The sequence below is a fragment of the Pseudomonas sp. LS_2 genome (assembly GCF_042709235.1).
In the GTDB taxonomy this organism is placed as follows: Bacteria; Pseudomonadota; Gammaproteobacteria; order Pseudomonadales; family Pseudomonadaceae; genus Aquipseudomonas.
On the sequence record NZ_JAVAYC010000018.1, the window covers coordinates 17,892 to 37,291 of the forward strand.

The following is a 19,400-nucleotide window of genomic DNA, read 5'->3' on the forward strand; positions in this document are numbered from 1 at the left end:
AACTTGTTCGTGCAGTGATGCCCCAGCATACCCGAACTGCTTCCCTATTGCGTGGCTGGCCTCAGCGGCTGCGCAGGCCGCGCGGCGTGTCGTCGGCAGGGTTCAGCCAGGGCGCCAGCAAGCGGGTGGAAAGCGGGATGAACAGGTAGACCATCAGCGGTGTCAATACCAGGGTACTGAGCAGCACGCGCGGTACCAGGCCCAGCGGCGCCAACCAGTGGCCGAACAAGAGGTTGAACAATAGCGACACCGGGAAGAACGCCAGCCAGATGGCGGTGGCCTGTTTCCAGCGTGGAGGCTTTTGCACCGTTTCGGTGCCGAACCAGTCGTCAAGACCCGTTACGCGGCGCTCCCTGGGGCGCTCGAACAGGCCGTCGCCGCGTTGCAGCCAGGCGCGGCGCGAGGCGGAATGTTCCCAGGCCTGCACGGTGGCTTCGTCGGTAAAGCGGAAGATGATCTGGAACTCGTCGCCATCGGCGGGCGGTGCGAGGATGCCCGAGCCCAGGTAGCCAGGGAAGTCGGTGGCCAGTTGCTCGCCTTCGTGCAACCAGGCCAGCAGTTCCTGGAAACGGCCACGGGCGGCGCGGCGTGACACCATCAGTGTGACGGGTGGGGTAGACATCGTGTATCTCCTTACGACGGGGCTGGCGGGTAGCTGGCCCCTCTGACCTGTGCCCGGGGTGGTGGGCGACGCAGGTTTGCATGCAAGAATGGGTGCATGAATCGGGCGCGGATTATCGCGTATAAATCGTGACCCGTCAGTGCCGGTCGACTTGTGGCTACGCTGACCAATGGAACATCCCATGCGTAAAATGGCCGCTACATATCTACAAGACAGAGTTTTCACACCCATGAATGAGTCGCTTGCAGCCTGTGAGGCCGAGCAGAGCCTGGCCGACCAGGAGTTGTTCCCCATCCGCGAGGTGGCGCGCCTGACGGGCGTCAACCCGGTGACCCTGCGTGCTTGGGAGCGCCGCTACGGGCTGATCCAGCCGACCCGTACAGAAAGCGGCCATCGCCTCTATTCCCAGGCCGACATCGACACCATCGGCAGCATTCTCGGCTGGCTGCGCCGTGGCGTGGCGGTGAGCAAGGTCGGTAGCATCCTGGCCCGTAGCCAGGCCCAGGAAGTCTGGGTCAGCGACAACCTGGAAGGGCAGGCGCGCTGGCAGGCGCAGGCGCGCGAGGCAGCGCAGGCGTTCGACAGCCACGCGCTGGAGCAATTGTTCGAGACGCTGTTCGCCAACCATTCGCCAGAGCAGGTGCTGGGCGAGGTATTCCTGCCAGTGTGGGAGGGGTTGCGCATCGAGCCGGGCGGTTATGGCCAGGGCAGTGAGTGGCTGTTCCTCGATCAGTTCTTGCGCGGGCATGTAGTGCAGCGCCTGCTGCGGCTGCGCGAGCCGAAGGCGCGCCGGGTACTGTTGGCGCCGCTTGGCCCTGAAAACACTGAGCTGGAGTTGCTGGTCGCAGGCCTGGTGCTCAGTTGCGAAGAAGTGGCCGTGACGGTGCTCGCGCCGCAGCAGCCGTTCGCGGAGCTGGCGTTGGTGTGTGAGCGGCTGCGCCCCGATGCGCTGGTGCTGTTCGCCAATCATCGCCCGGCAGCGGACCTGGCTCGTCGCTTGGCGCGCCTGACCCTGGCGCTGAAGTGCCCGGTGCTGGTAGCCGGAGAGGCGGCACAAATGGCCCATGACAGCCTCGAAGGCGGGCCGGTGGCCTGCCTGGGTGCGCAAGGTGGGGATATGCGTCGGCGCCTGCGCAAGTACCTGGCCGGTCAGCTCGATACTTGAGTGTGCAGCTCCGGGTGCGCCCGGCGGTGGGCCTGGAGGATGTACTCGCGCAGGCGTTCGATCTCGTCGGCTTCGCTGCGGGCCAGGTCGTAGGCGGCCAGGTCCGGGCCGATGCGCCGGCGCAGCACGCCTTGCAGGGCGATCGGCTGGATGCCGGGCGGGGCGAAGTACAGGTCGAAATGGTTCGGTACCAGGGCGCCGTTGGCGATCTGCAGCAGCGCGCCTTTGAAGGAGATGTCGCGCACCCACAGCGAACTTGGGTTGTTGCGGGCATCGATCAGCGGGCTCGGCTGGTCCATCGACAGCCGCCAGGGGCGCAGCTTCGGGCCGTCTTCATAGATGGCCGGCGAGCCCAGTTGCAGGTGCAGGGCGTGGAACTCGTCCTCGACCAGTTGCAGTGGAAAGGTGATTTGCTGGTTGTTGAACTGGGCCTGGAGGGTGACCTGTTCGTTGGCGACCAGGCGGGTAAGCAACTGCTGCAAGCGTCGGTCGCCATTGACCAGCAGGCTCGACATGGAATCCGCCAGGTTCAGCTGCGGTGCATGCTGCATGTTGTGGATGAAGTCCAGCTCATCCTGGGTCAGGAGGGCGTCTGCTTGCATGCTTGGGCTCGGGGGTGGCGGTGGTCTGCGGGGTTCTTCATGGCGATTGACCGCACGCGAGACGGTTGGTTCAGTGTCATCGGTCGGCTCAGGCATCGTGCAGGCGTTTCCTGGCTTCGGCCAGTGCCTGTTCCAGCTCTACCTGGCGGCTCACATCCTTCTGGATGCCGATGAAATAGGTGCGTTGGTCGGCTTCGTTGTACACCGGGGTGATCGACAGCTCGTTCCAGAACGCGCTGCCATCCTTGCGGTAGTTGCGCAGTATCTCACGGCAGGGTCGGCCTTCGGCCATGGCCTTGCGGATGCGCATACGGGCCAGTTGGTTGCGGTCGTCGGCCTGCAGGAAGCGGCAATCCTGGTAGAGGATGTCGTTGCGTTGGTAACCGGTAAGCCGTTCGAATGCCGGGTTGGCGTAGATCAGAATGGTGTCGTCGCCTTCCTGTTCAGCGACTACGATGCCGTCGTTGGAGGCATCGATCATGGCTTGCAGCAGTTGTGCGTTGATCATGGTCAGGTCGTTGGGTGAAGAGGGTCAGCGGGGCGGCCTTTTGCCACTGGTGGATGCTAGTATCCTACGTTTTCACTTAGTTTCGGAATCTGTTCCCGATGAAAGTCGTCATTATTTCTGGCTCGGTGTATGGCACCGCCGACGAAGTCGCCCGCCACGCTGAAAACCTGCTCAAGGCTGCGGGCTTCGAAGCCTGGCACGCCGCCCGCGCTACCCTGGACGACCTGCGTGGCTTCGCCCCCCAGGCGCTGCTGGGCGTAACCTCGACCACCGGCATGGGTGAGCTGCCCGACAGCATCATGCCGCTGTACAGCAGTATCCGCGACCTCTTGCCGGCCGAGTGGCGCGGTCTGCCCGGGGCAGTGCTGGCCCTGGGCGACTCCAGCTATGGCGACACCTATTGCGGCGGTGGCGAGCAGTTGCGCGAGCTGTTCCTCGAGCTGGGCCTGCGCGAAGTGCTGCCGATGCTGCGCCTGGATGCCAGCGAGACCGTGACCCCCGAGACCGATGCCGAGCCATGGCTGGCAGAGCTCGTCGTGGCGCTGCGAGGCTGACGCTCGGGCTTGACGACCGTTCGTGCCGCTGACTCGCACGGTCATCAAGCTGGCTGCCAAGGCGAGTTCCGCCGTGAAAGTGCCTGACTAGACTGTGCCTCGACATAGGTGATTCCTAGAGAGCACATGCAAGTGCCGAGGCCCATGCAATGAACGCAGCCTTGCCCTATATCCGCACCCTCAATCCCTGACCCGCAGGACAAAACCGATGCCTTTGGCCGAAATTCCATTGTGCGTCTGGCGTACCCGGGGTCAGGCTTTTACCTTCCGGGGCCAGAGCATCCGCTACTGGACAGCAGGGCAGGGAGAGCCGTTGCTGTTGATCCATGGCTTCCCAACCGCCAGCTGGGACTGGCACTACCTGTGGGCCCCGCTGGCCCAGCGTTTTCGCCTGGTGGCCTGCGACATGCTCGGCTTCGGCGATTCGGCCAAGCCCGTAGACCACGATTACAGCCTGCTGGAGCAGGCCGACCTGCAACAGGCGCTGCTCGAGCACCTGCACATCGAGCAGCCGGTGCACCTGCTGGCCCACGACTATGGCGCAAGCGTCGCCCAAGAGCTGCTGGCGCGGCACCATGAGGGGCGCGCCGAGGTTGCCAGTTGCGCGTTCCTCAACGGTGCGCTGTTCCCGGAGGAGTGCCCGCTGCTGCTGGTGCAAAAGTTGCTGCTCAGCCCCCTGGGCTGGCTGGTGGCGCGCTCGTTCGGGCGCGACGACCTGGTGCGCAGTGTCAGCCAGGTCTATGGCCCCTGCACCCACCCCAGCGAGAGCGCATTGGATGACTGCTGGAGCCTGATGGTGTCCAACCGGGGCACCCGTATCCTGCACAAGCTGATGGCCTGTGTGCCGGAGCGTTTCCGCCAGCGCGAGCGCTGGGTGGCGGCGCTGCAGCGCGAAGGCGTGCCGCTGCGCTTCATCAATGGCGCGGTCGACCCGCTGTCGGGTGCGCATATGGTCGAGCGCTACCGGCAACTGGTGCCCGAGCCGGACACCGTGGTGCTGCAAGGCATCGGCCATTACCCGCATACCGAAGCACCGGTGCAGGTGCTGCGCCATTACCTGGCGTTTCGCGAACAACCCATGGGCTACCTGCCACAGAAGGTCGCCTGGTCCTGACCGGGCGATCAATCTGTCTTATCGCCTGCCATTCAGCGCCTGGGCGCTTGATTGTCCACAGCCCTGGGCTCGCGGACACTGGCTGCACCCTTATCCTTGACTGGAGCCTTGAGCATGAGCGAACCGGTACGTCTGCAAGATCGCGTGGTGATCGTCACAGGGGCCGGAGGCGGCTTGGGCCGCGCCCATGCGCTGCTGTTCGCGGCCCGTGGCGCCAAGGTGGTGGTCAATGACCTGGGCGGCTCGACCCATGGCGAGGGCGCCAGCGCCTCGGCGGCTGACCGCGTGGTGGAGGAAATCCGCGCCGCTGGCGGCACTGCGGTGGCCAACCACGATTCGGTCGGTGAGGGTGCGCGTATCGTCGAGCAGGCGCTGGACAGCTTCGGCCGCGTCGATGTGCTGGTGAACAATGCCGGCATACTGCGCGACAAAACCTTCCACAAGATGGAGGACGCCGATTGGGACCAGGTCTATCGCGTGCACGTGGAGGGCGCCTACAAGGTTACCCACGCCGCCTGGCCGCACTTGCGCGAACGTAACTGGGGGCGGGTGATTTTCACCGCCTCGACCTCGGGTATCTATGGCAACTTCGGCCAGGCCAACTATGGCATGGCCAAGCTCGGCCTCTACGGCCTGACCCGTACCCTGGCCATCGAAGGGCGCAAGCACGGCATCCTGGTCAACGCCATCGCCCCCACCGGCGGTACGCGCATGACCGAGGGGCTGATACCGCCGCAGGTGTTCGAGCGCCTCAAGCCCGAGCTCATCAGCCCGCTGGTGGTGTACCTGGGTAGCGAGCAGTGCCAGGACAGCGGCGAGCTGTTCGAAGTGGGCGGCGGCTGGGTAGGCAAGGTGCGCTGGGAGCGCAGCCTGGGCGTGGGGTTCGATCCGCGAGAGGGCTTTACCCCGGAGCAGGTCGCGGACAACTGGGAGCGCATCGGCGATTTCGAAGGTGCGGTGCACCCGCAGGACAGCTTGCAGGCGTTGCAGCAGATGATGGCCAACCTGCAAAAGTATCCGCTGGGCTGAAGCGCATAAAAAAGGCCGCTGCAATCGCAGCGGCCAGGCAGGACGTCAGATCAAGGAGCTTCAAAATCAACGTCGGGCATGGCTGCCGGAAAAGCAGGAGGGAGCGCTTTTCGTGCATGCCAGCGAGAAAATCTTAACCCCTTGATCCCTTGGGAAAAACAACCCTTCGCGACATTCACCATTACCTTTTGGGTAAAAGTCCGCTTTGCCTATGCTTCGTAGCCCATTCGCCAGCTGGTAGCCCGCGCCGCCGCAAGCAGACGCTCGGCCGCCGGCCCATGCTCGTCGGCATGGAAGATCGAGGCCGGCCCCACCACGGTCATAACCGCCGCGATCCCCCCCGTTGCGTTGAACACCGGTGCCGACAACGCATCCACACCCGGCATCAACAAACCATGCACATGGTGCAGGCCGCGTTCGCGTATCTGTGCCAGCAGCGCCGTGTAGTCCTCCACGCGGTGGCCGGACGCCGCCAGTTCGCGGTCGCGCAGCTCTACCGTTTCGCGCGGCGGCAGGTAGGCGGCGAATACCAGCCCGGTGGACGAACTGAGCAGCGGCAGCACCGAGCCGATCTGGGTCACCACCGTGACTGCACGCACTGCCGGCTCGATGTTCACCACCGTGGCACCCTGGTTGCCCCACACGGCAATGAAGCAGCTTTCGTTCAGTTCATCGCGCAATTGCGATAGCGGCAGGGTCGCGACCTTCAGCACATCGATACTGCCCAGCGCCGCCATGCCCACGCGCAGCGCCTCGCGCCCCAGGCCATAGTGGTTGGTGGCCGGGTCCTGCTCGGCGAAACCGCTGGCGATCAATGCCTGCAGGTAGCGGTGCACCTTGCTGGCCGGCATCTGCACGTGTTCGGCCAGGCGCGACAACGAGGTGGACGGGGAAAGTTCGGCGAGTGCCTTGAGGATATCGGTGCCGACTTCCGCCGAGCGGACCTTCTGCTTGCCGTTGTCGCTGGGGGAGCTGGCTTTGGCCATGGGAGGGCGTGTCCATCGTGACAGGTGGCGCCTTTATAGCTTGACGCCTTTCTCGGAGCAAATTACGTTATTCGTAATCTGATTACGATAAAAACAATGCAGACGCGCTGCGGAAGGTCGCCAGGCCCTCTCCGCAGCCCACTGCCCGTAAAGGCTCCAGGCGAGCCCGGAGGCATAGATGACCCGCGACACCTCCCCTGAACTCCAGTACCTGAGCGGCTTCGGCAACGAATTCGCCAGCGAAGCGCTGCCCGGCGCCCTGCCGGTCGGGCAGAACTCGCCGCAGCAAGCGCCCTACGGCTTGTATGCCGAGTTGTTGTCGGGCACGGCATTCACCATGCCGCGCAGCGAGCTGCGACGCACCTGGCTGTACCGCATTCGTCCCTCGGCGCTGCACCCACGCTTCGAGCGCCTGGCCCGTCAACCCCTTGCAGGCCCGCTCGGGGCGGCCAACCCAAACCGCATGCGCTGGAGTCCACAGCCGATTCCGAGCGAGCCCACCGACTTCATCGAGGGCTGGCTGCCGATGGTGGCCAACGCCCCAGCCGAAAAGTCGGCAGGCGTCAGCATCTATATCTACTGCGCCAACCGCTCCATGGAGCGGGTGTTCTTCAACGCCGATGGCGAACTGCTGCTGGTGCCCGAGCAGGGGCGTTTGCGCATCGCCACTGAGCTTGGTGTGCTCGAGGTCGCGCCCCTTGAGATCGCGGTGATCCCGCGGGGCATGAAGTTTCGCGTCGAGCTGCCGGATGGCCAGGCGCGTGGCTATATCGCCGAGAACCATGGCGCTCCGCTGCGCCTGCCCGACCTTGGCCCGATCGGCAGCAACGGCCTGGCCAACCCGCGAGACTTCCTCACCCCCGTCGCCCATTACGAAGAGACCCAGGGCCCGGTGCAGTTGGTGCAGAAGTTCCTCGGCGAACACTGGGCCTGCGAGCTGGGCCATTCGCCGCTGGACGTGGTCGCCTGGCATGGCAGCAATGTGCCGTACAAGTATGACCTGCGTCGCTTCAACGCCATCGGCACGGTGAGCTTCGATCATCCCGACCCGTCCATCTTCACCGTGCTTACCTCGCCGACCAGCGTGCACGGCCTGGCCAACATGGACTTCGTGATCTTCCCGCCGCGCTGGATGGTGGCCGAGAACACCTTCCGCCCGCCCTGGTTCCACCGCAACCTGATGAACGAGTTCATGGGCCTGATCCACGGCGCCTATGACGCCAAGGCCGAAGGCTTCCTACCGGGCGGCGCCTCTCTGCATGGGGTGATGAGCGCCCACGGACCGGACGCCGAGACCTGCACCAAGGCCATTGCCGCAGACCTTGTCCCACACAAGATCGACGCCACCATGGCGTTCATGTTCGAGACCAGCCAAGTGCTGCGCCCGAGCCAGCAGGCCCTCGAATGCCCGCAATTGCAGGCCGACTACGACAGCTGCTGGGCGACCCTGCCGAGCACCTTCAACCCTAACCGGAGATAACCCATGAACCACATCGCCAATGCCAGCAGCTGGGTAGAACACGCCAACGGGCATCGCGACTTCCCGCTGCAGAACCTGCCGTTGGGTATCTTCAGCCGTCAGGGCCAGGCACCGCGCTGTGGCGTGGCCATCGGCGAGGCCATTCTCGACCTTGAAGCCGTGTTGGCGGCGGGCCTGTTCGACGGCTTGGCCAAGGCGGCGGTCGAGGCTGCCCAGGGCGGCGCTCTGAATGCCTTCTTCGCCTTGGGTCGCCCGGCTCGGGTGGCCCTGCGCGAGCGTCTGCTGGAGCTGCTGGGCGAGGGCAGCGCGCACCAAGGCGCCTTGCAGGCAGCGCTGTACCCGTCCAGCGAATGCCAGTTGCACCTGCCCGCCAAGATCGGCGACTACACCGACTTCTACGTCGGCATCGAGCACGCCAAGAACGTTGGCAAGCTATTCCGCCCCGACAACCCACTGCTGCCCAACTACAAGCACGTGCCGATCGGCTACCACGGCCGCGCCTCGACCATCCGCGCCTCCGGCACCGACGTGCGCCGCCCCAAGGGCCAGACCTTGCCGGCCGGGCAAACCGAGCCGAGCTTCGGTCCCTGCGCGCGGCTGGACTACGAGATGGAACTGGGCATCTGGATCGGCCAGGGCAACGACATGGGCCAGGCCATTGCGATAGGCGATGCGGCCGAGCACGTGGCGGGTTTCTGTTTGCTCAACGATTGGTCTGCGCGGGATATCCAGGCCTGGGAATACCAGCCGCTGGGCCCATTCCTGTCCAAGAGCTTCATCACCAGCGTCTCGCCGTGGGTCGTCACCGCCGAGGCCTTGGAGCCATTCCGCTGCGCCCAGCCGGCGCGTCCGGAAGGCGACCCGCAACCGCTGTCGTACCTGCTCGACAAGCGCGACCAGGCGGGCGGTGCTTTCGACATCGAGCTGGAAGTGCTGCTGCTCACCGAGCGCATGCGCGAGCAGGGCCTGTCGGCCCACCGCCTGACCCTGAGCAACACCCGCAGCATGTACTGGACCGTGGCGCAGATGGTCGCTCACCACAGCGTCAACGGCTGCCAACTGCAACCGGGCGATTTGTTCGGCTCGGGCACCTTGTCTGGTGCAGAGCCAGGTTCGTTCGGCAGCCTGCTGGAGATCACCGAAGGCGGCAAGCTGCCGGTGCAGCTGGCCAGTGGCGAAGTCCGCAAGTTCCTCGAGGACGGCGACGAGATCATCCTGCGCGCCCGCTGCACCCGTGAAGGTTTCGCCAGCATCGGCTTCGGCGAATGCCGCGGCATCGTCCGCGCAGCGCACTGAGGAGGCGGGGCGATGGAACTGTTCACCTACTACCGCTCCACCTCTTCCTACCGAGTGCGTATCGCCCTGGCGCTCAAGGGCCTGGACTACCAGGCCCTGCCGGTCAATTTGCTCAAGGGCGAGCAGCGCGGTGCCGAGTATCTGGCCCTCAACCCCCAGGGGCGTGTGCCGGCCTTGCGTACTGACGCCGGCGAACTGCTGGTGCAGTCGCCGGCGATCATCGAATACCTGGAGGAGACCTTCCCCGCGCCTGCGCTGCTGCCGCGCGACGCCCAAGCGCGTGCCAAGGTTCGTGGGGTGGCGGCGATCATCGGCTGTGATGTGCACCCGCTGCACAACGTGAGCGTGCTCAACCAGCTGCGTGGGCTGGGGCATGAGGAACAGGAGGTCAACCAGTGGATCGCCCATTGGATCGGCCAGGGGCTTGCAGCGGTGGAACGGTTGATTGGCAATGAGGGTTTCTGTTTCGGTGATTGGCCAGGGTTGGCGGATGTGTACCTGATTCCCCAGGTGTATGCAGCGCAGCGGTTCAATGTCGACCTGGGCGGTTACCCCCGTATTCGACGGGTGGCGGCGCTGGCTGAACAGCACCCGGCGTTTGCCCAGGCGCACCCGGCGCGGCAACCCGATACACCTTGATAACAGTGGTGGCTTCTTCGCGGGCTTGCCCGCGGAGAGGTCAGTACAGACAGCGTCTCTCCATAAAAACAACAACCAGGTACCTTGCGATGCAAAACCAGATAGTCAGCTTTCGTGCGGCACTCGACGCGCGCCCGGTGTCGTCCTACCAATGGCGCCTGTTGGTGCTATTGATCCTGCTGCTGGTCACCGACGGCTACGATGCCCAGGTACTGGGCTACGTCATCCCTGCCCTGGCCCAGGACTGGGGCCTGGAGAAGGCCGCCTTCGGTCCTGTGTTCAGTGCCAACCTGCTGGGGCTCACCGTCGGTTCGCTGACCATCACGCCGCTGGCCGACCGCTTCGGCGTACGCCGGGTTCTGCTGTGCTGTGTCGTGCTGTACGCCAGCCTGACCTTGCTGATGGTCTTCGCCACCTCGCTCGACAGCCTGATGCTGGCGCGCTTTCTCTGCGGCATCGGCATGGGGGGCGCGATGCCCTGTGCCATGGCGCTGATGGCCGACTACGCGCCGCCGCGCCTGCGCACGCTGATGGTGACCCTGGCCGCCTGCGGCTTCTCGCTGGGCGGTGCGGCCGGGGGCTTCGTTGCCGCAGGCTTCATCGACCGCTTCGGCTGGGAGGCCGTGTTCCTTGCCGGGGGCGTTGCGCCGTTGCTGTTGTTCCCGTTGCTGCTGCGCTTCTTGCCCGAGTCGTTGCCCCGCCTGCTGCGCGATGCGCCGCCCTATGCGCGTTTGCAGGAGCTGGCGGCGCGCTTCTTGCCGGGCTGGGAGGTGCCTGCCGCGCAGGTCGCGGCCGATGAGCCGACAGCTGGCAAGCTGGCGGTGCTGGGGCTGTTCCGCGATGGCTTCGCCCGTGCGACCTTGCTGATCTGGGGCACCTTCTTCGTCAGCCTGATCCTGCTGTACTTCATGATCAGTTGGCTGCCATCGCTGTTGCAGGACAGCGGCCTGGCGCTGAAGCAGGCCAACCTGGTCACCTCGCTGTTCCTGTTCGCCGGCACCTTTGGCGCGGTGTGCCTGGCCTGGTGCGCCGATCGCATGGCCAACAAGGCCTACCTGCTGGCCATGGTGCTGCTGGGCGCAGCGTTGTTCAGCGTGTCGGTGGGGCTGAACCACGATGATCCGCGCTGGCTGGTGCCCAGTGTGTTCGCCGCTGGCTTCTGCATCATTGGCGGGCAGCTCACCCTCAACGCCTTCGTCAGCAACTTCTACCCCGCCCAGGTGCGCGCAACCGGCGCCGGCTGGGCGCTGGGTGTCGGGCGTTTCGGCTCGATCCTTGGGCCGCTGTTCGGCAGCCTGTTGCTGGCCATGCACATGCCGGTGGAGAAGATCTTCTTCTTCTGCGCCCTACCTGCGGTCATTGCCGCGCTGTTGATCAGCCAGGTGCGTACCCCACACCGTGTGGCGCGGCGGGTGCAGGACAGCGCTTTAGTGGATTGAGCGGCTGGCGTGGGGCAACTGGCCCAGACGCTCGCTGAGTTTCAGGCGTTGCACCGGGTCGTCGCTGAGCAGCAAGGCGTGCTCCAGGTCGAAGCGCTCGGCCTGGGGGCAGTCCAGGTGCTGGTAGAGGGTGGCGCGGGCCAGGTAGTCGCCGACCTGGGCCGGGCCCAGTTGCATCACCCGCTCGGCATCGACCAGCGCGGCCAGGTCGTTGTCGTTGCTGCTGTGCAACTGGCGCAGGTTGCGCGACAGGCGTTGCAGGATCTGCGCCGGGCTGGCGCTGCGCAGGTGTTCGGCGACCAGGGCCTGCTGCGGGCCGAACTGACGGGTGAGCAGCTCGCGGCAGTCGGCGGGGTACAGGCGGCGGCCGCCGCAGGGGTCGAGCAGGTGGTCGGCACCGGGCACGCGCAGCAGGAAGTGCCCGGGAAAATTCACGCCTTCCAGCGGAATCGACAGGCGACTGGCAAGTCCCAGGGCCAGGATGCCGAGCATCAATGGCTGGCCGCGTCGGCGCTCAAGCACCTTGTCCATCAGCGCCGCCTGTGGCCGCAGGGGGAGGTATTCGTCCTGCTGGAAGCCCAGGGCATTGAGTTGGCGCAGCAGGGGTTGCGCAAGCTCGGCCAGCGGCAGCATGGGCAGGCTGGCGTTGACTTCCCGGTGCAGGTCGTTGAGCTGCACCAGGTGAGCGGACGGGTCGACCTGGCGATCATGCTCGGCGGCGATCCACAGGGTGGCTTCCAGCAGAGCGACCGGGTCGCGGTCCAGGCAGGCGAGGCAGGCTTGACGTGAGTTCATGAGGCGTCTCCACACACGCTTATCTTTTAGCCCTGGGGCCGGGTTTCGTCCAGTGGTCTGGCCGTGACCTGCCCGGTAGCAGCCTGCCTATACTGGAACCAGCACCGCTTGGGGAGCCAGTCGATGTTCGCGCTCATGCAAAGTACACGCACCCAGTCCCTGCACCTTTTCATCGACCCGCCCACGGGGTTGAAGGCCGTGGTGGCGATTCACAGCGAGCGTCTGGGGCCGGCCATGGGGGGCTGCCGCTACCTGCCGTATGCCGACGATGAGAGCGCCATGAGCGATGCCATTCGCCTGGCCCAGGGCATGAGCTACAAGGCGGCGCTGGCGGGCCTGGCGTTCGGCGGCGGCAAGGCGGTGATCGTGCGCAACCCCCATGTGGAGAACCGCGCGGCGCTGTTCGAGGCGTTCGGGCGTTTCGTCGACACCCTGCAGGGACGCTTCATCACGGCGGTGGACAGCGGTACCTCGACCCTGGACATGGACTGCATCGCCCAAACCACGCCGCACGTCACCAGCACCACGTCCTCGGGCGACCCCTCGCCCCATGCGGCCATGGGCGTTTTCGCCGGCATCCGTGCCACCTCCATGGCGCGGCTGGGCAGCGACAACCTCGAAGGCTTGCGCGTGGCAGTACAGGGGTTGGGCAACGTGGGCTATGCGCTGGCCGAGCAGTTGCACGCGGCGGGGGCGGAGTTGTTGGTCAGCGACCTCGACCCTGGGCGGGTGCGCCTGGCCGTGGAGCAGTTCAACGCCCACCCGGTGACCAATGACGCCTTGTTCAGCACGCCGTGCGATATCTTCGCGCCTTGCGGGGTAGGCCCGGTACTCAATGGCCAGAGCGTGATGCAACTGCGCTGTGCGGCGGTGGCAGGTTCGGCCAACAACCAGCTGACCACCTTGCAGGTGGCCGACCAATTGGAAAGCCGCGGCATCCTGTATGCCCCCGACTACGTGATCAATGCCGGTGGCTTGATCTACGTGGCTCTGACCCACCGCGGCGAGGACATCGGCACCATTACGGCGCACCTGGCGCGCATTCCTTCGCGCCTGACCGAGGTGTTCGCCCATGCCCAGGCCGAGAAACGTTCGCCGGCGAGGGTGGCGCAGATGCTGGCGGAGCGGTTGCTTTACGGCTGAAGGTGCTGGCTCGATACCCTGTGGGAGCGGGTTTACCCGCGAACCAGGGCTAAGCCCTGGCCATTCACCGCAGTGTATGGTCGGCGCTTCGCCCCGTTCGCGGGTAAACCCGCTCCCACAGGTAATGCGCTGTTCTGAGGATCACTCCTGACCGTCACCCTCGAGCAACTCACCCAGCGCATCCGGCTGGCTCTTGAATGCCCGGGCGAACACATCGCGGTTCTTGGCCATGTAGATGCCCGCTTCCTCCACCTGCTGCTCGGTCAGCGATGGCACGGCCTTTTGCAGTACCTCGGCCAGCCGTTCGGCCAGCTCGAGCATCTTGTCGTGACGATCGGCTTCGGCCTTATCCATGAACAAACGCTCCGGGTCGCGGCTGCTGCGGTACACCACTTCGACGGCCATTCATCACCTCTGTGCCTTTTTGCTGATTGGGTTGGATAACTGTATTTATGTACAGTAATGGCATCGACCATCTTCGCGCAACCTCCGATGATGGCTTTTTTACATTCGGCAAAAGCGTAGCCCATAGGTGCCTTGCGGCAATCGGTCGCCTTCCAACCCAGGGGCCTGGCCCTTTAACTGCATGGCACAAGCGTCACAGAGGTGACGCATCATCCTTCATGTCGTATCGGGGAATCGAAGATCGTGAACACCAAATGGGCTGAAAAACTGCGCAAGTGCCTGCATGGCTATGCCGACTCGCTGGGCAACCTGTGCGTGGAGTCGTTTCACTACCTGGCCTTGTTCGGTATTGGTGCGATCACCGCCTACGCGGCGGTGATGACCTTTCTGGACATGCTCGACAAAGGAGGAATCAGCGTAGATGACATCCTGCTGCTGTTCATCTACCTGGAGCTGGGGGCGATGGTGGGGATCTACTTCAAGACCAACCACATGCCCATCCGCTTCCTGCTCTACGTGGCGATCACTGCGCTGACGCGCTTGCTGATCGGCGATGTGTCGCACCACAAGGCGCCAGATGTCGGGCTGCTGTACCTGTGTGGCGGGATCTTGCTGCTGGCGTTCGCGATCCTGGTGGTGCGCTACGCCTCGTACCGCTACCCCTCGACCAAGGCCATCGACGCCAGCGGCAAGGAGCTGGACGACGGCAAGGTCTGACGGGTAGTCGCCGCCTCAGTGCGCGAGGCGGTCGGCCTGCCAATGCACTTTGCGATTGCCTTCGGTCATTGCCGCAAGAATCTCCAGGGCGCTGTGGCCCTGTTCGATGGCCAGGCCGAAGCGGATGCTGTCGATGACTCGGCTCAGGCGAGCTGGGTCGTTGCGCTGGGCCTGGCTGATCAGGCGCTTGGCGACCACGCCGGTGTCGTCCGAGAGGGTCAGCATGATGCTGCCGTCGAGCCGCTCGATACTCAGGTTGACCCGGTATTGCGGGGCGAAGGCGTCGCTGATGAGGTCGAAAGGGTTGGTCATGGGCTTGGCCTGCCAGAGAATGTGAAGGGGTTGACCGTTGTTGATGGACGAGGGTTCAGGGCCGTTGATCGGGTTTGCCTGCAATAGGGCCCGCAATTTTCGGGCCTGAATGAAAACGCCCGGCGCATGCGCCGGGCGTTTTGAGTCATGCGTCACTCTTCACTGGGTTGTAGCACCACGCGCTTGCTGCGCAACTTGCCGTAGAAGTGTTCCAGCGCGTTGTTCAGCTTGCTGGCGGCGCCATCGACGGCCTGGTCCAGCGAAGCAGCAGTGTGGGTCACGGAAATCGGTTGATGGCCTTTGGGGCGAGCCTCCATCTGGCAGCGCTTGTCGTGCGGTCCGGGCTTGTCGCCGTTCTCGTCGCGCAGATGGACCTCGATGCGGGTGAGGTCATCTTCGTAGCGTTCGAGGGTGCTTTCCAGCGTGCTGCGAACCCACTCGTTGAGACGGGTATTGCCTTGGATGTGATTGCTGCTGTTGACCTGGATTTGCATGATTCAATCCTTATTCAGCTTGCTCGCCAGAGACGTGCCTAGGCCAGTGAGGCCCTTGGAAAAGCATCGCCTCTTGACTCTAAGGTCAGGGATCCTCGCGACGATTTCAACCCCCTTGTCCAGATAAATTTCTTGTAGCAATTGCGGCCTCGACGCGGGGCAAACCTGGCGCCAGCCGGTGCACCCACCCTCCACCCCGGATCACGCTTTGGTGCAGCTCTTCGCAGGCAAGCCCGCTCAAACCGGGTGGGTCGAGGCCGAAGGCGGCTGCACCCTGTCTTTCAGACTTTGCTTATGAGAATTGAAATCATTAAGATTGCACCCCCATTCCCGTCACCCCGGACCGCCGCCATGAAAAGCAAAGCCGGCCTGCCCCCCAGCTACCGCCTGGCCGTGGCCTCACGTTGCCTGGCGGCGGCGTTTGGTGGCTACCTGCTGGCCTCTACTGCCGCCGTGAGCATCAGCCTGTTGATGCCCGGTGCCCAGGTAGACGCGGCACTTACCGGGATGATGCTGTCGTTCGTCTTCTACCTGCTGGCCTTTCTCTGGTGCTTCGCCTGCCGCAGCGCCTGGCGTGCCTGGCTCGGCGTGCTGGCGCCAAGCCTGGTGCTGGGCGTGGTCGGCGGGTTTGCCTACTGGATGAAGCAACCATGAAAGAAGGCTTGCGCCAGTCCATGGCCTGGCTGCACACCTGGACCGGCCTGGTCTTTGGCTGGCTGCTGTTCGCCATCTTCCTCACCGGCACGCTGTCGTACTTCAAGGAAGAGATCAACCACTGGAGCAAGCCGGAAATCCGCAGCTACCCACTGGACCCGATAGCCAGCCTGGACATGGCCCAGCGCTACCTCGCAGCCAACGCCGGCAATGCCAGCAGCTGGTTCATCCGTCTGCCCAACGAGCGCGAAGCAGCGCTGAGCGTGAGCTGGCGCGACCCGAACGGTGGTGGTCGGCGCGGCTTCACCGGCAAGGAACTCGACGCCCGCAGTGGCGAGCCGGTCGAGGCCCGGGAAAGCCGCGGCGGCGACTTCTTCTATCGCTTCCACTTCCAGCTGGAAATGCCTTACCCGTGGGGGCGCTGGCTGAGCACCCTGTGCGCCTTCATCATGCTGTTGGGCCTGGTGACCGGCATCATCACCCACAAGAAGTTCTTCAAGGAGTTCTTCACCTTCCGCCCCGGCAAGGGCCAACGCTCCTGGCTCGATGGCCACAACGCGATCGGTGTGCTGGTGCTGCCGTTCCACCTGATGATCAGCTACAGCAGCCTGGTGCTGTTCATGTACCTGGTCATGCCGGCCGGCATCCTGGCCAGCTACGGCAACCCCAACAGCTATTTCAATGACTTGTTCGGGCGCGACGAGACGCCCAGGGCGGTCGGTGTGGCCGCGCCGCTGGTGCCGCTGTCGGGCCTGTACGCCAAGGTGCAGGAGCAGGTGCCGGGCGCACGCATGGGCTATCTCCAGGTACAGAACCCTGGGGACCAGAACGCCCGCGCTACTTTCACCCGCGCTTCAGCCGACTCGGTGGCCTACCAGCGCAGCGCCAACTGGACCTTCGACGGGGCTACCGGTGCGCTGCTGTCCCAGGGCGCGCCGGAAAGCGCGGCGATGATGACCTCTTTCACCTTTGCCGGGCTGCACATGGGCAATTTCGCCGGGCCTTGGCTGCGCTGGCTGTATTTCGTCTTTGGTATCGCCGGCACGGCGGTGATCGGCACCGGGCTGGTGATGTGGCTGGGCAAGCGCCAGCTCAAGCACGCCAAGAGCGAGCGCCTGCCGGGTGAGCTGCGGCTGGTCGAGGTGCTGAATATCGTCAGCATGAGCGGCCTGCTGTTGGGCGTGGCGGCGTTCTTCTGGGCCAACCGCCTGCTGCCGATGGCCCTGGAGGGACGTGCCGACTGGGAGGTGAATGCGTTCTTCATGGTCTGGCTGCTGGCCTTGCCGCACGCCATGTTGCGCCCAGGGCGGTGTGCCTGGGGCGAGCAGCTGGCGCTGGGGGCCCTGGCGTTCGCCTTGCTGCCGTTGCTGAACGCACTGACTACCGGGCAGGGCTTGAACCATTCGATTGCCGTGGGCGATTGGGCCATGGCCGGTTTCGACTTCACGGCCCTGGGCACCGGGCTGTTCCTGGCCTGGGCCAGCGCCAGAATGCTGCGCCAGCCCAGGCCTGGCAAGCAGCGCGCCCCGCGAGCGGCCAATGCCCAAGCGCTGGAGGCAGGCTGATGCTAAGCGTGGCCTTGTTCACCTTCGCTGGGCTGGCCGCCTTGTGCCTGGCCATGGAAAAACACTTCGTCGAGCTGCTCGGGCGCCAACCGCGCAGCGGCCAGTTGCGTGCCCTGCGCGCTGCAGGCTGGGGCCTGTTGCTGCTGGCGGTGGGGCTCGCGCTGCATTGGCGCGGCATGGCCAATGGTGTGGTGGAGTGGAGCGCGATACTGATGGCCGGGCTGACCCTGTGGGTGTTCGGCCTGCCCTACCAGCCACGCCTCTTGCTTGGGTTGGCCGCAGCCAGTGTAGTGCTGGCGCCGCTGCTGGCGGTATTCGGCGGGTGAGCGAGCACGACACCGACGAGGCGGGCGGCCGGGCACGCTTTCTCCAGGTATTCCTGGCCCAGCGTGGGCGCATGGAGGCCCTGGTCAGCCGCCGTGTAGGCTGCCGAGCGACGGCCAGCGACCTGGTCCAGGAACTGTTCCTGCGTTTCTGGCGCCGGCCCCAGGTCAAGGTGGAGGCGCTGGACACCTACCTGCTGCGTTGCGCCGGCAACCTGGCCATCGACCACCTGCGCAGCGAAGGCAGCCGTGGCCGTGTGGCCGAAGGGCTGTTGATTGACGACGAACAAACCTCGGCCCAGGCCCCCGAGCAGGCCCTGGAGGTCGACCACGACCTGCGCCGTATCGAGGCGGCCTTGCTCGCGTTGCCCGAACGTACCCGGCAGATCTTCCTGCTCAACCGCATCCATGGTTGCAAGTACGGCGACATCGCCAAGGCCATGCAGGTGTCCCAGAGCACCGTGGAAAAGCATATGATGCGCGCCCTCGAAGCGTGCAAGGCGAGTGTCGCCGAACCCGCGACTTCATTGCGCAGGCCAGGGAGCGACCGACGATGAGCCTCGACACCCCGATCACTGCTGAGCAGTCCCGCGCAGCCCTGGGCTGGCTGAGCCGCATCAACGAGCAGCCCTGCGAGGCCGAGGGCGTGGCGTTCAAGCGTTGGCTACTGGCCGACCCCGCGCACCGCCGGGCCTACGCCGATGCCCAGGCGCTTTGGCAACTGAGCGAGGCTCCCGCGGCGCGACTGGCCGAAGCGGAGCACACCCAGCTTGCCCTGTACCTGCAGGCCATCCAGCGCCCGCGCAGTCGTTGGCGGCAACGCGGTGGCGCCCTGGCTGCGGCGGCCTGCCTGGTACTGGCGCTGGGCAGCCTGGCGGGCTGGCAGCCGCAGTACTGGTTGCAGGACCTGGGCGCCGACTACCGCAGCGCCGAGCACATCACCCAGGTGACGCTGGCCGACCAGTCGCGCCTGACCCTTGATGCCGGCAGCGCGGTGGCCGTGGACTTCGAACACGGCGAGCGGCGCGTGCGCTTGCTGCGTGGGGCGGCGTTTTTCCAAGTGACCCACACCGGCGCGCCGTTCCTGGTCGAGGCGGCGGGCGGCGAGGTGCGCGTGTTGGGGACCCAGTTCGAGGTGCGCGGGCAGGGCGAGGGCGCACAGGTTACGGTGCGCAGCGGGCGCGTGGCAGTGAGCGCCGCGCCGGGTCAGGCTGCGCGCGAGCTGACCGCCAATCAGCAGGTGGCCTATGGCGAGGGCGTGACGGGGGACGTGCGGGCGGTGGACAGCGACAACCGCCTGGCGTGGCGCCAGGGCTGGTTGAACTACTACCAGGTGCCGTTGGCGCAGGTAGTGGAGGACCTGGGTCGGTATTACCCAGGGCGCATCCTGCTGCTCGATGGTGAACTGGGGCAGCGCAAGGTCAGCGGCAGCTTCCCGGTGGGGGAACCGCTGGTGGCGCTGGACTCGCTGGGCAAGGTGCTGGGTTTCTCGCGCCAGACGGTGCTGGGGCGGCTGACGGTCTTGCGCTGAGGGCACTGGCCTCATCGCGAGCCCTCG

Annotated in this window: 23 protein-coding genes; 15 read left to right on the forward strand and 8 right to left on the reverse strand. The window is 65.3% G+C overall.

From position 1 onward, the window contains the following. Nucleotides 1-61: 61 nt before the first annotated feature. Entirely contained in the window at nucleotides 62-622 is a 561-nt protein-coding gene (locus RAC97_RS16775) for an antibiotic biosynthesis monooxygenase (protein ID WP_375100684.1), read from the reverse strand. A 229-nt stretch (nucleotides 623-851) separates the two neighbouring features. On the opposite strand from RAC97_RS16775, the gene RAC97_RS16780 reads away from it, so the two are divergent. Next, nucleotides 852-1,787 (forward strand): MerR family transcriptional regulator, encoded by a 936-nt coding sequence (locus RAC97_RS16780; protein ID WP_375100685.1) that lies wholly within the window; start codon nucleotides 852-854, stop codon nucleotides 1,785-1,787. On the opposite strand, the gene RAC97_RS16785 is transcribed toward RAC97_RS16780, so the two are convergent. Continuing rightward, the gene (locus RAC97_RS16785; RefSeq protein ID WP_375100686.1) at nucleotides 1,772-2,389 is read right to left on the reverse strand and encodes a hypothetical protein; all 618 of its coding nucleotides are present in this window, start codon (nucleotides 2,387-2,389) and stop codon (nucleotides 1,772-1,774) included. The two genes, RAC97_RS16780 and RAC97_RS16785, sit on opposite strands and share 16 nt — an antisense overlap. 88 nt (nucleotides 2,390-2,477) lie before the next feature. Then, the gene (locus tag RAC97_RS16790; protein WP_375100687.1) at nucleotides 2,478-2,897 is read right to left on the reverse strand and encodes a PAS domain S-box protein; all 420 of its coding nucleotides are present in this window, start codon (nucleotides 2,895-2,897) and stop codon (nucleotides 2,478-2,480) included. 98 nt (nucleotides 2,898-2,995) lie between these two features. Between RAC97_RS16790 and RAC97_RS16795 the strand changes: the two genes are divergently transcribed. The 3 genes from RAC97_RS16795 (at nucleotide 2,996) to RAC97_RS16805 (ending at nucleotide 5,594) form a co-directional block, all read left to right on the forward strand. Beyond that, nucleotides 2,996-3,451, forward strand: a complete 456-nt coding sequence (locus RAC97_RS16795) for a flavodoxin (RefSeq protein WP_375100688.1) — start codon at nucleotides 2,996-2,998, stop codon at nucleotides 3,449-3,451. 208 nt (nucleotides 3,452-3,659) lie between these two features. After that, nucleotides 3,660-4,565 carry an alpha/beta fold hydrolase gene (locus RAC97_RS16800; protein WP_375100689.1) on the forward strand — a complete coding sequence of 302 codons (906 nt, stop codon included), beginning with the start codon at nucleotides 3,660-3,662 and terminating at the stop codon, nucleotides 4,563-4,565. Between the two features lie 114 nt (nucleotides 4,566-4,679). Continuing rightward, the gene (locus tag RAC97_RS16805) at nucleotides 4,680-5,594 is read left to right on the forward strand and encodes an SDR family oxidoreductase (RefSeq protein ID WP_375100690.1); all 915 of its coding nucleotides are present in this window, start codon (nucleotides 4,680-4,682) and stop codon (nucleotides 5,592-5,594) included. Nucleotides 5,595-5,803: 209 nt separating this feature from the next. Here RAC97_RS16805 and RAC97_RS16810 read toward each other — a convergent pair whose 3' ends face one another. Further along, nucleotides 5,804-6,580 (reverse strand): IclR family transcriptional regulator, encoded by a 777-nt coding sequence (locus tag RAC97_RS16810; RefSeq protein ID WP_375100691.1) that lies wholly within the window; start codon nucleotides 6,578-6,580, stop codon nucleotides 5,804-5,806. Nucleotides 6,581-6,758: 178 nt separating this feature from the next. Between RAC97_RS16810 and hmgA the strand changes: the two genes are divergently transcribed. From hmgA to RAC97_RS16830, 4 genes are all read left to right on the forward strand, one after another. Beyond that, nucleotides 6,759-8,060 carry a homogentisate 1,2-dioxygenase gene (gene hmgA / locus RAC97_RS16815; RefSeq protein WP_375100692.1) on the forward strand — a complete coding sequence of 434 codons (1,302 nt, stop codon included), beginning with the start codon at nucleotides 6,759-6,761 and terminating at the stop codon, nucleotides 8,058-8,060. A 3-nt stretch (nucleotides 8,061-8,063) separates the two neighbouring features. Beyond that, nucleotides 8,064-9,356, forward strand: coding sequence for a fumarylacetoacetase (gene fahA / locus RAC97_RS16820; protein WP_375100693.1), 1,293 nt, complete (start codon nucleotides 8,064-8,066; stop codon nucleotides 9,354-9,356). Between the two features lie 12 nt (nucleotides 9,357-9,368). Further along, nucleotides 9,369-9,995 carry a maleylacetoacetate isomerase gene (gene maiA / locus RAC97_RS16825; RefSeq protein WP_375100694.1) on the forward strand — a complete coding sequence of 209 codons (627 nt, stop codon included), beginning with the start codon at nucleotides 9,369-9,371 and terminating at the stop codon, nucleotides 9,993-9,995. An 89-nt stretch (nucleotides 9,996-10,084) separates the two neighbouring features. Further along, a complete protein-coding gene (locus RAC97_RS16830; RefSeq protein WP_375100695.1) occupies nucleotides 10,085-11,434 on the forward strand; it encodes an MFS transporter in 1,350 nt (449 codons plus the stop codon). Here the strand turns inward: RAC97_RS16830 and RAC97_RS16835 are convergent. Further along, nucleotides 11,423-12,229, reverse strand: coding sequence for a SirB1 family protein (locus RAC97_RS16835; RefSeq protein ID WP_375100696.1), 807 nt, complete (start codon nucleotides 12,227-12,229; stop codon nucleotides 11,423-11,425). The two genes, RAC97_RS16830 and RAC97_RS16835, sit on opposite strands and share 12 nt — an antisense overlap. A 123-nt stretch (nucleotides 12,230-12,352) precedes the next feature. Between RAC97_RS16835 and RAC97_RS16840 the strand changes: the two genes are divergently transcribed. Next, nucleotides 12,353-13,372: a Leu/Phe/Val dehydrogenase gene (locus RAC97_RS16840; RefSeq protein WP_375100697.1), complete on the forward strand. Its 1,020-nt coding sequence runs from the start codon at nucleotides 12,353-12,355 to the stop codon at nucleotides 13,370-13,372. 141 nt (nucleotides 13,373-13,513) lie between these two features. On the opposite strand, the gene RAC97_RS16845 is transcribed toward RAC97_RS16840, so the two are convergent. After that, on the reverse strand, nucleotides 13,514-13,777 hold the full coding sequence (locus RAC97_RS16845; protein ID WP_375100698.1) for a YebG family protein: 264 nt from the start codon (nucleotides 13,775-13,777) through the stop codon (nucleotides 13,514-13,516). Nucleotides 13,778-14,020: 243 nt separating this feature from the next. Between RAC97_RS16845 and RAC97_RS16850 the strand changes: the two genes are divergently transcribed. Further along, entirely contained in the window at nucleotides 14,021-14,494 is a 474-nt protein-coding gene (locus tag RAC97_RS16850) for a phosphate-starvation-inducible protein PsiE (protein ID WP_375100699.1), read from the forward strand. 15 nt (nucleotides 14,495-14,509) lie between these two features. On the opposite strand, the gene RAC97_RS16855 is transcribed toward RAC97_RS16850, so the two are convergent. Together RAC97_RS16855 and RAC97_RS16860 are read right to left on the reverse strand one after the other, a co-directional pair. Next, complete coding sequence (locus RAC97_RS16855; protein WP_375100700.1) at nucleotides 14,510-14,806, reverse strand: DUF3509 domain-containing protein; 297 nt, start codon at nucleotides 14,804-14,806, stop codon at nucleotides 14,510-14,512. A gap of 152 nt (nucleotides 14,807-14,958) precedes the next feature. Next, entirely contained in the window at nucleotides 14,959-15,300 is a 342-nt protein-coding gene (locus RAC97_RS16860; RefSeq protein WP_375100701.1) for an HPF/RaiA family ribosome-associated protein, read from the reverse strand. A 351-nt stretch (nucleotides 15,301-15,651) separates the two neighbouring features. On the opposite strand from RAC97_RS16860, the gene RAC97_RS16865 reads away from it, so the two are divergent. The 5 genes from RAC97_RS16865 to RAC97_RS16885 are packed head-to-tail and all read left to right on the forward strand — an operon-like array spanning nucleotide 15,652 to nucleotide 19,373. Further along, nucleotides 15,652-15,954: a DUF3649 domain-containing protein gene (locus RAC97_RS16865; RefSeq protein WP_375100702.1), complete on the forward strand. Its 303-nt coding sequence runs from the start codon at nucleotides 15,652-15,654 to the stop codon at nucleotides 15,952-15,954. After that, nucleotides 15,951-17,519, forward strand: a complete 1,569-nt coding sequence (locus tag RAC97_RS16870) for a PepSY-associated TM helix domain-containing protein (protein WP_375100703.1) — start codon at nucleotides 15,951-15,953, stop codon at nucleotides 17,517-17,519. Before RAC97_RS16865 ends, RAC97_RS16870 begins: the two co-directional genes overlap by 4 nt. Continuing rightward, the gene (locus RAC97_RS16875) at nucleotides 17,519-17,845 is read left to right on the forward strand and encodes a DUF3325 domain-containing protein (RefSeq protein ID WP_375100704.1); all 327 of its coding nucleotides are present in this window, start codon (nucleotides 17,519-17,521) and stop codon (nucleotides 17,843-17,845) included. The genes RAC97_RS16870 and RAC97_RS16875 overlap by 1 nt, the downstream gene beginning before the upstream one ends. Next, nucleotides 17,833-18,399: an RNA polymerase sigma factor gene (locus RAC97_RS16880; RefSeq protein WP_375100757.1), complete on the forward strand. Its 567-nt coding sequence runs from the start codon at nucleotides 17,833-17,835 to the stop codon at nucleotides 18,397-18,399. Before RAC97_RS16875 ends, RAC97_RS16880 begins: the two co-directional genes overlap by 13 nt. Beyond that, nucleotides 18,396-19,373 carry a FecR domain-containing protein gene (locus RAC97_RS16885; protein WP_375100705.1) on the forward strand — a complete coding sequence of 326 codons (978 nt, stop codon included), beginning with the start codon at nucleotides 18,396-18,398 and terminating at the stop codon, nucleotides 19,371-19,373. Before RAC97_RS16880 ends, RAC97_RS16885 begins: the two co-directional genes overlap by 4 nt. Nucleotides 19,374-19,400 lie beyond the last annotated feature (27 nt).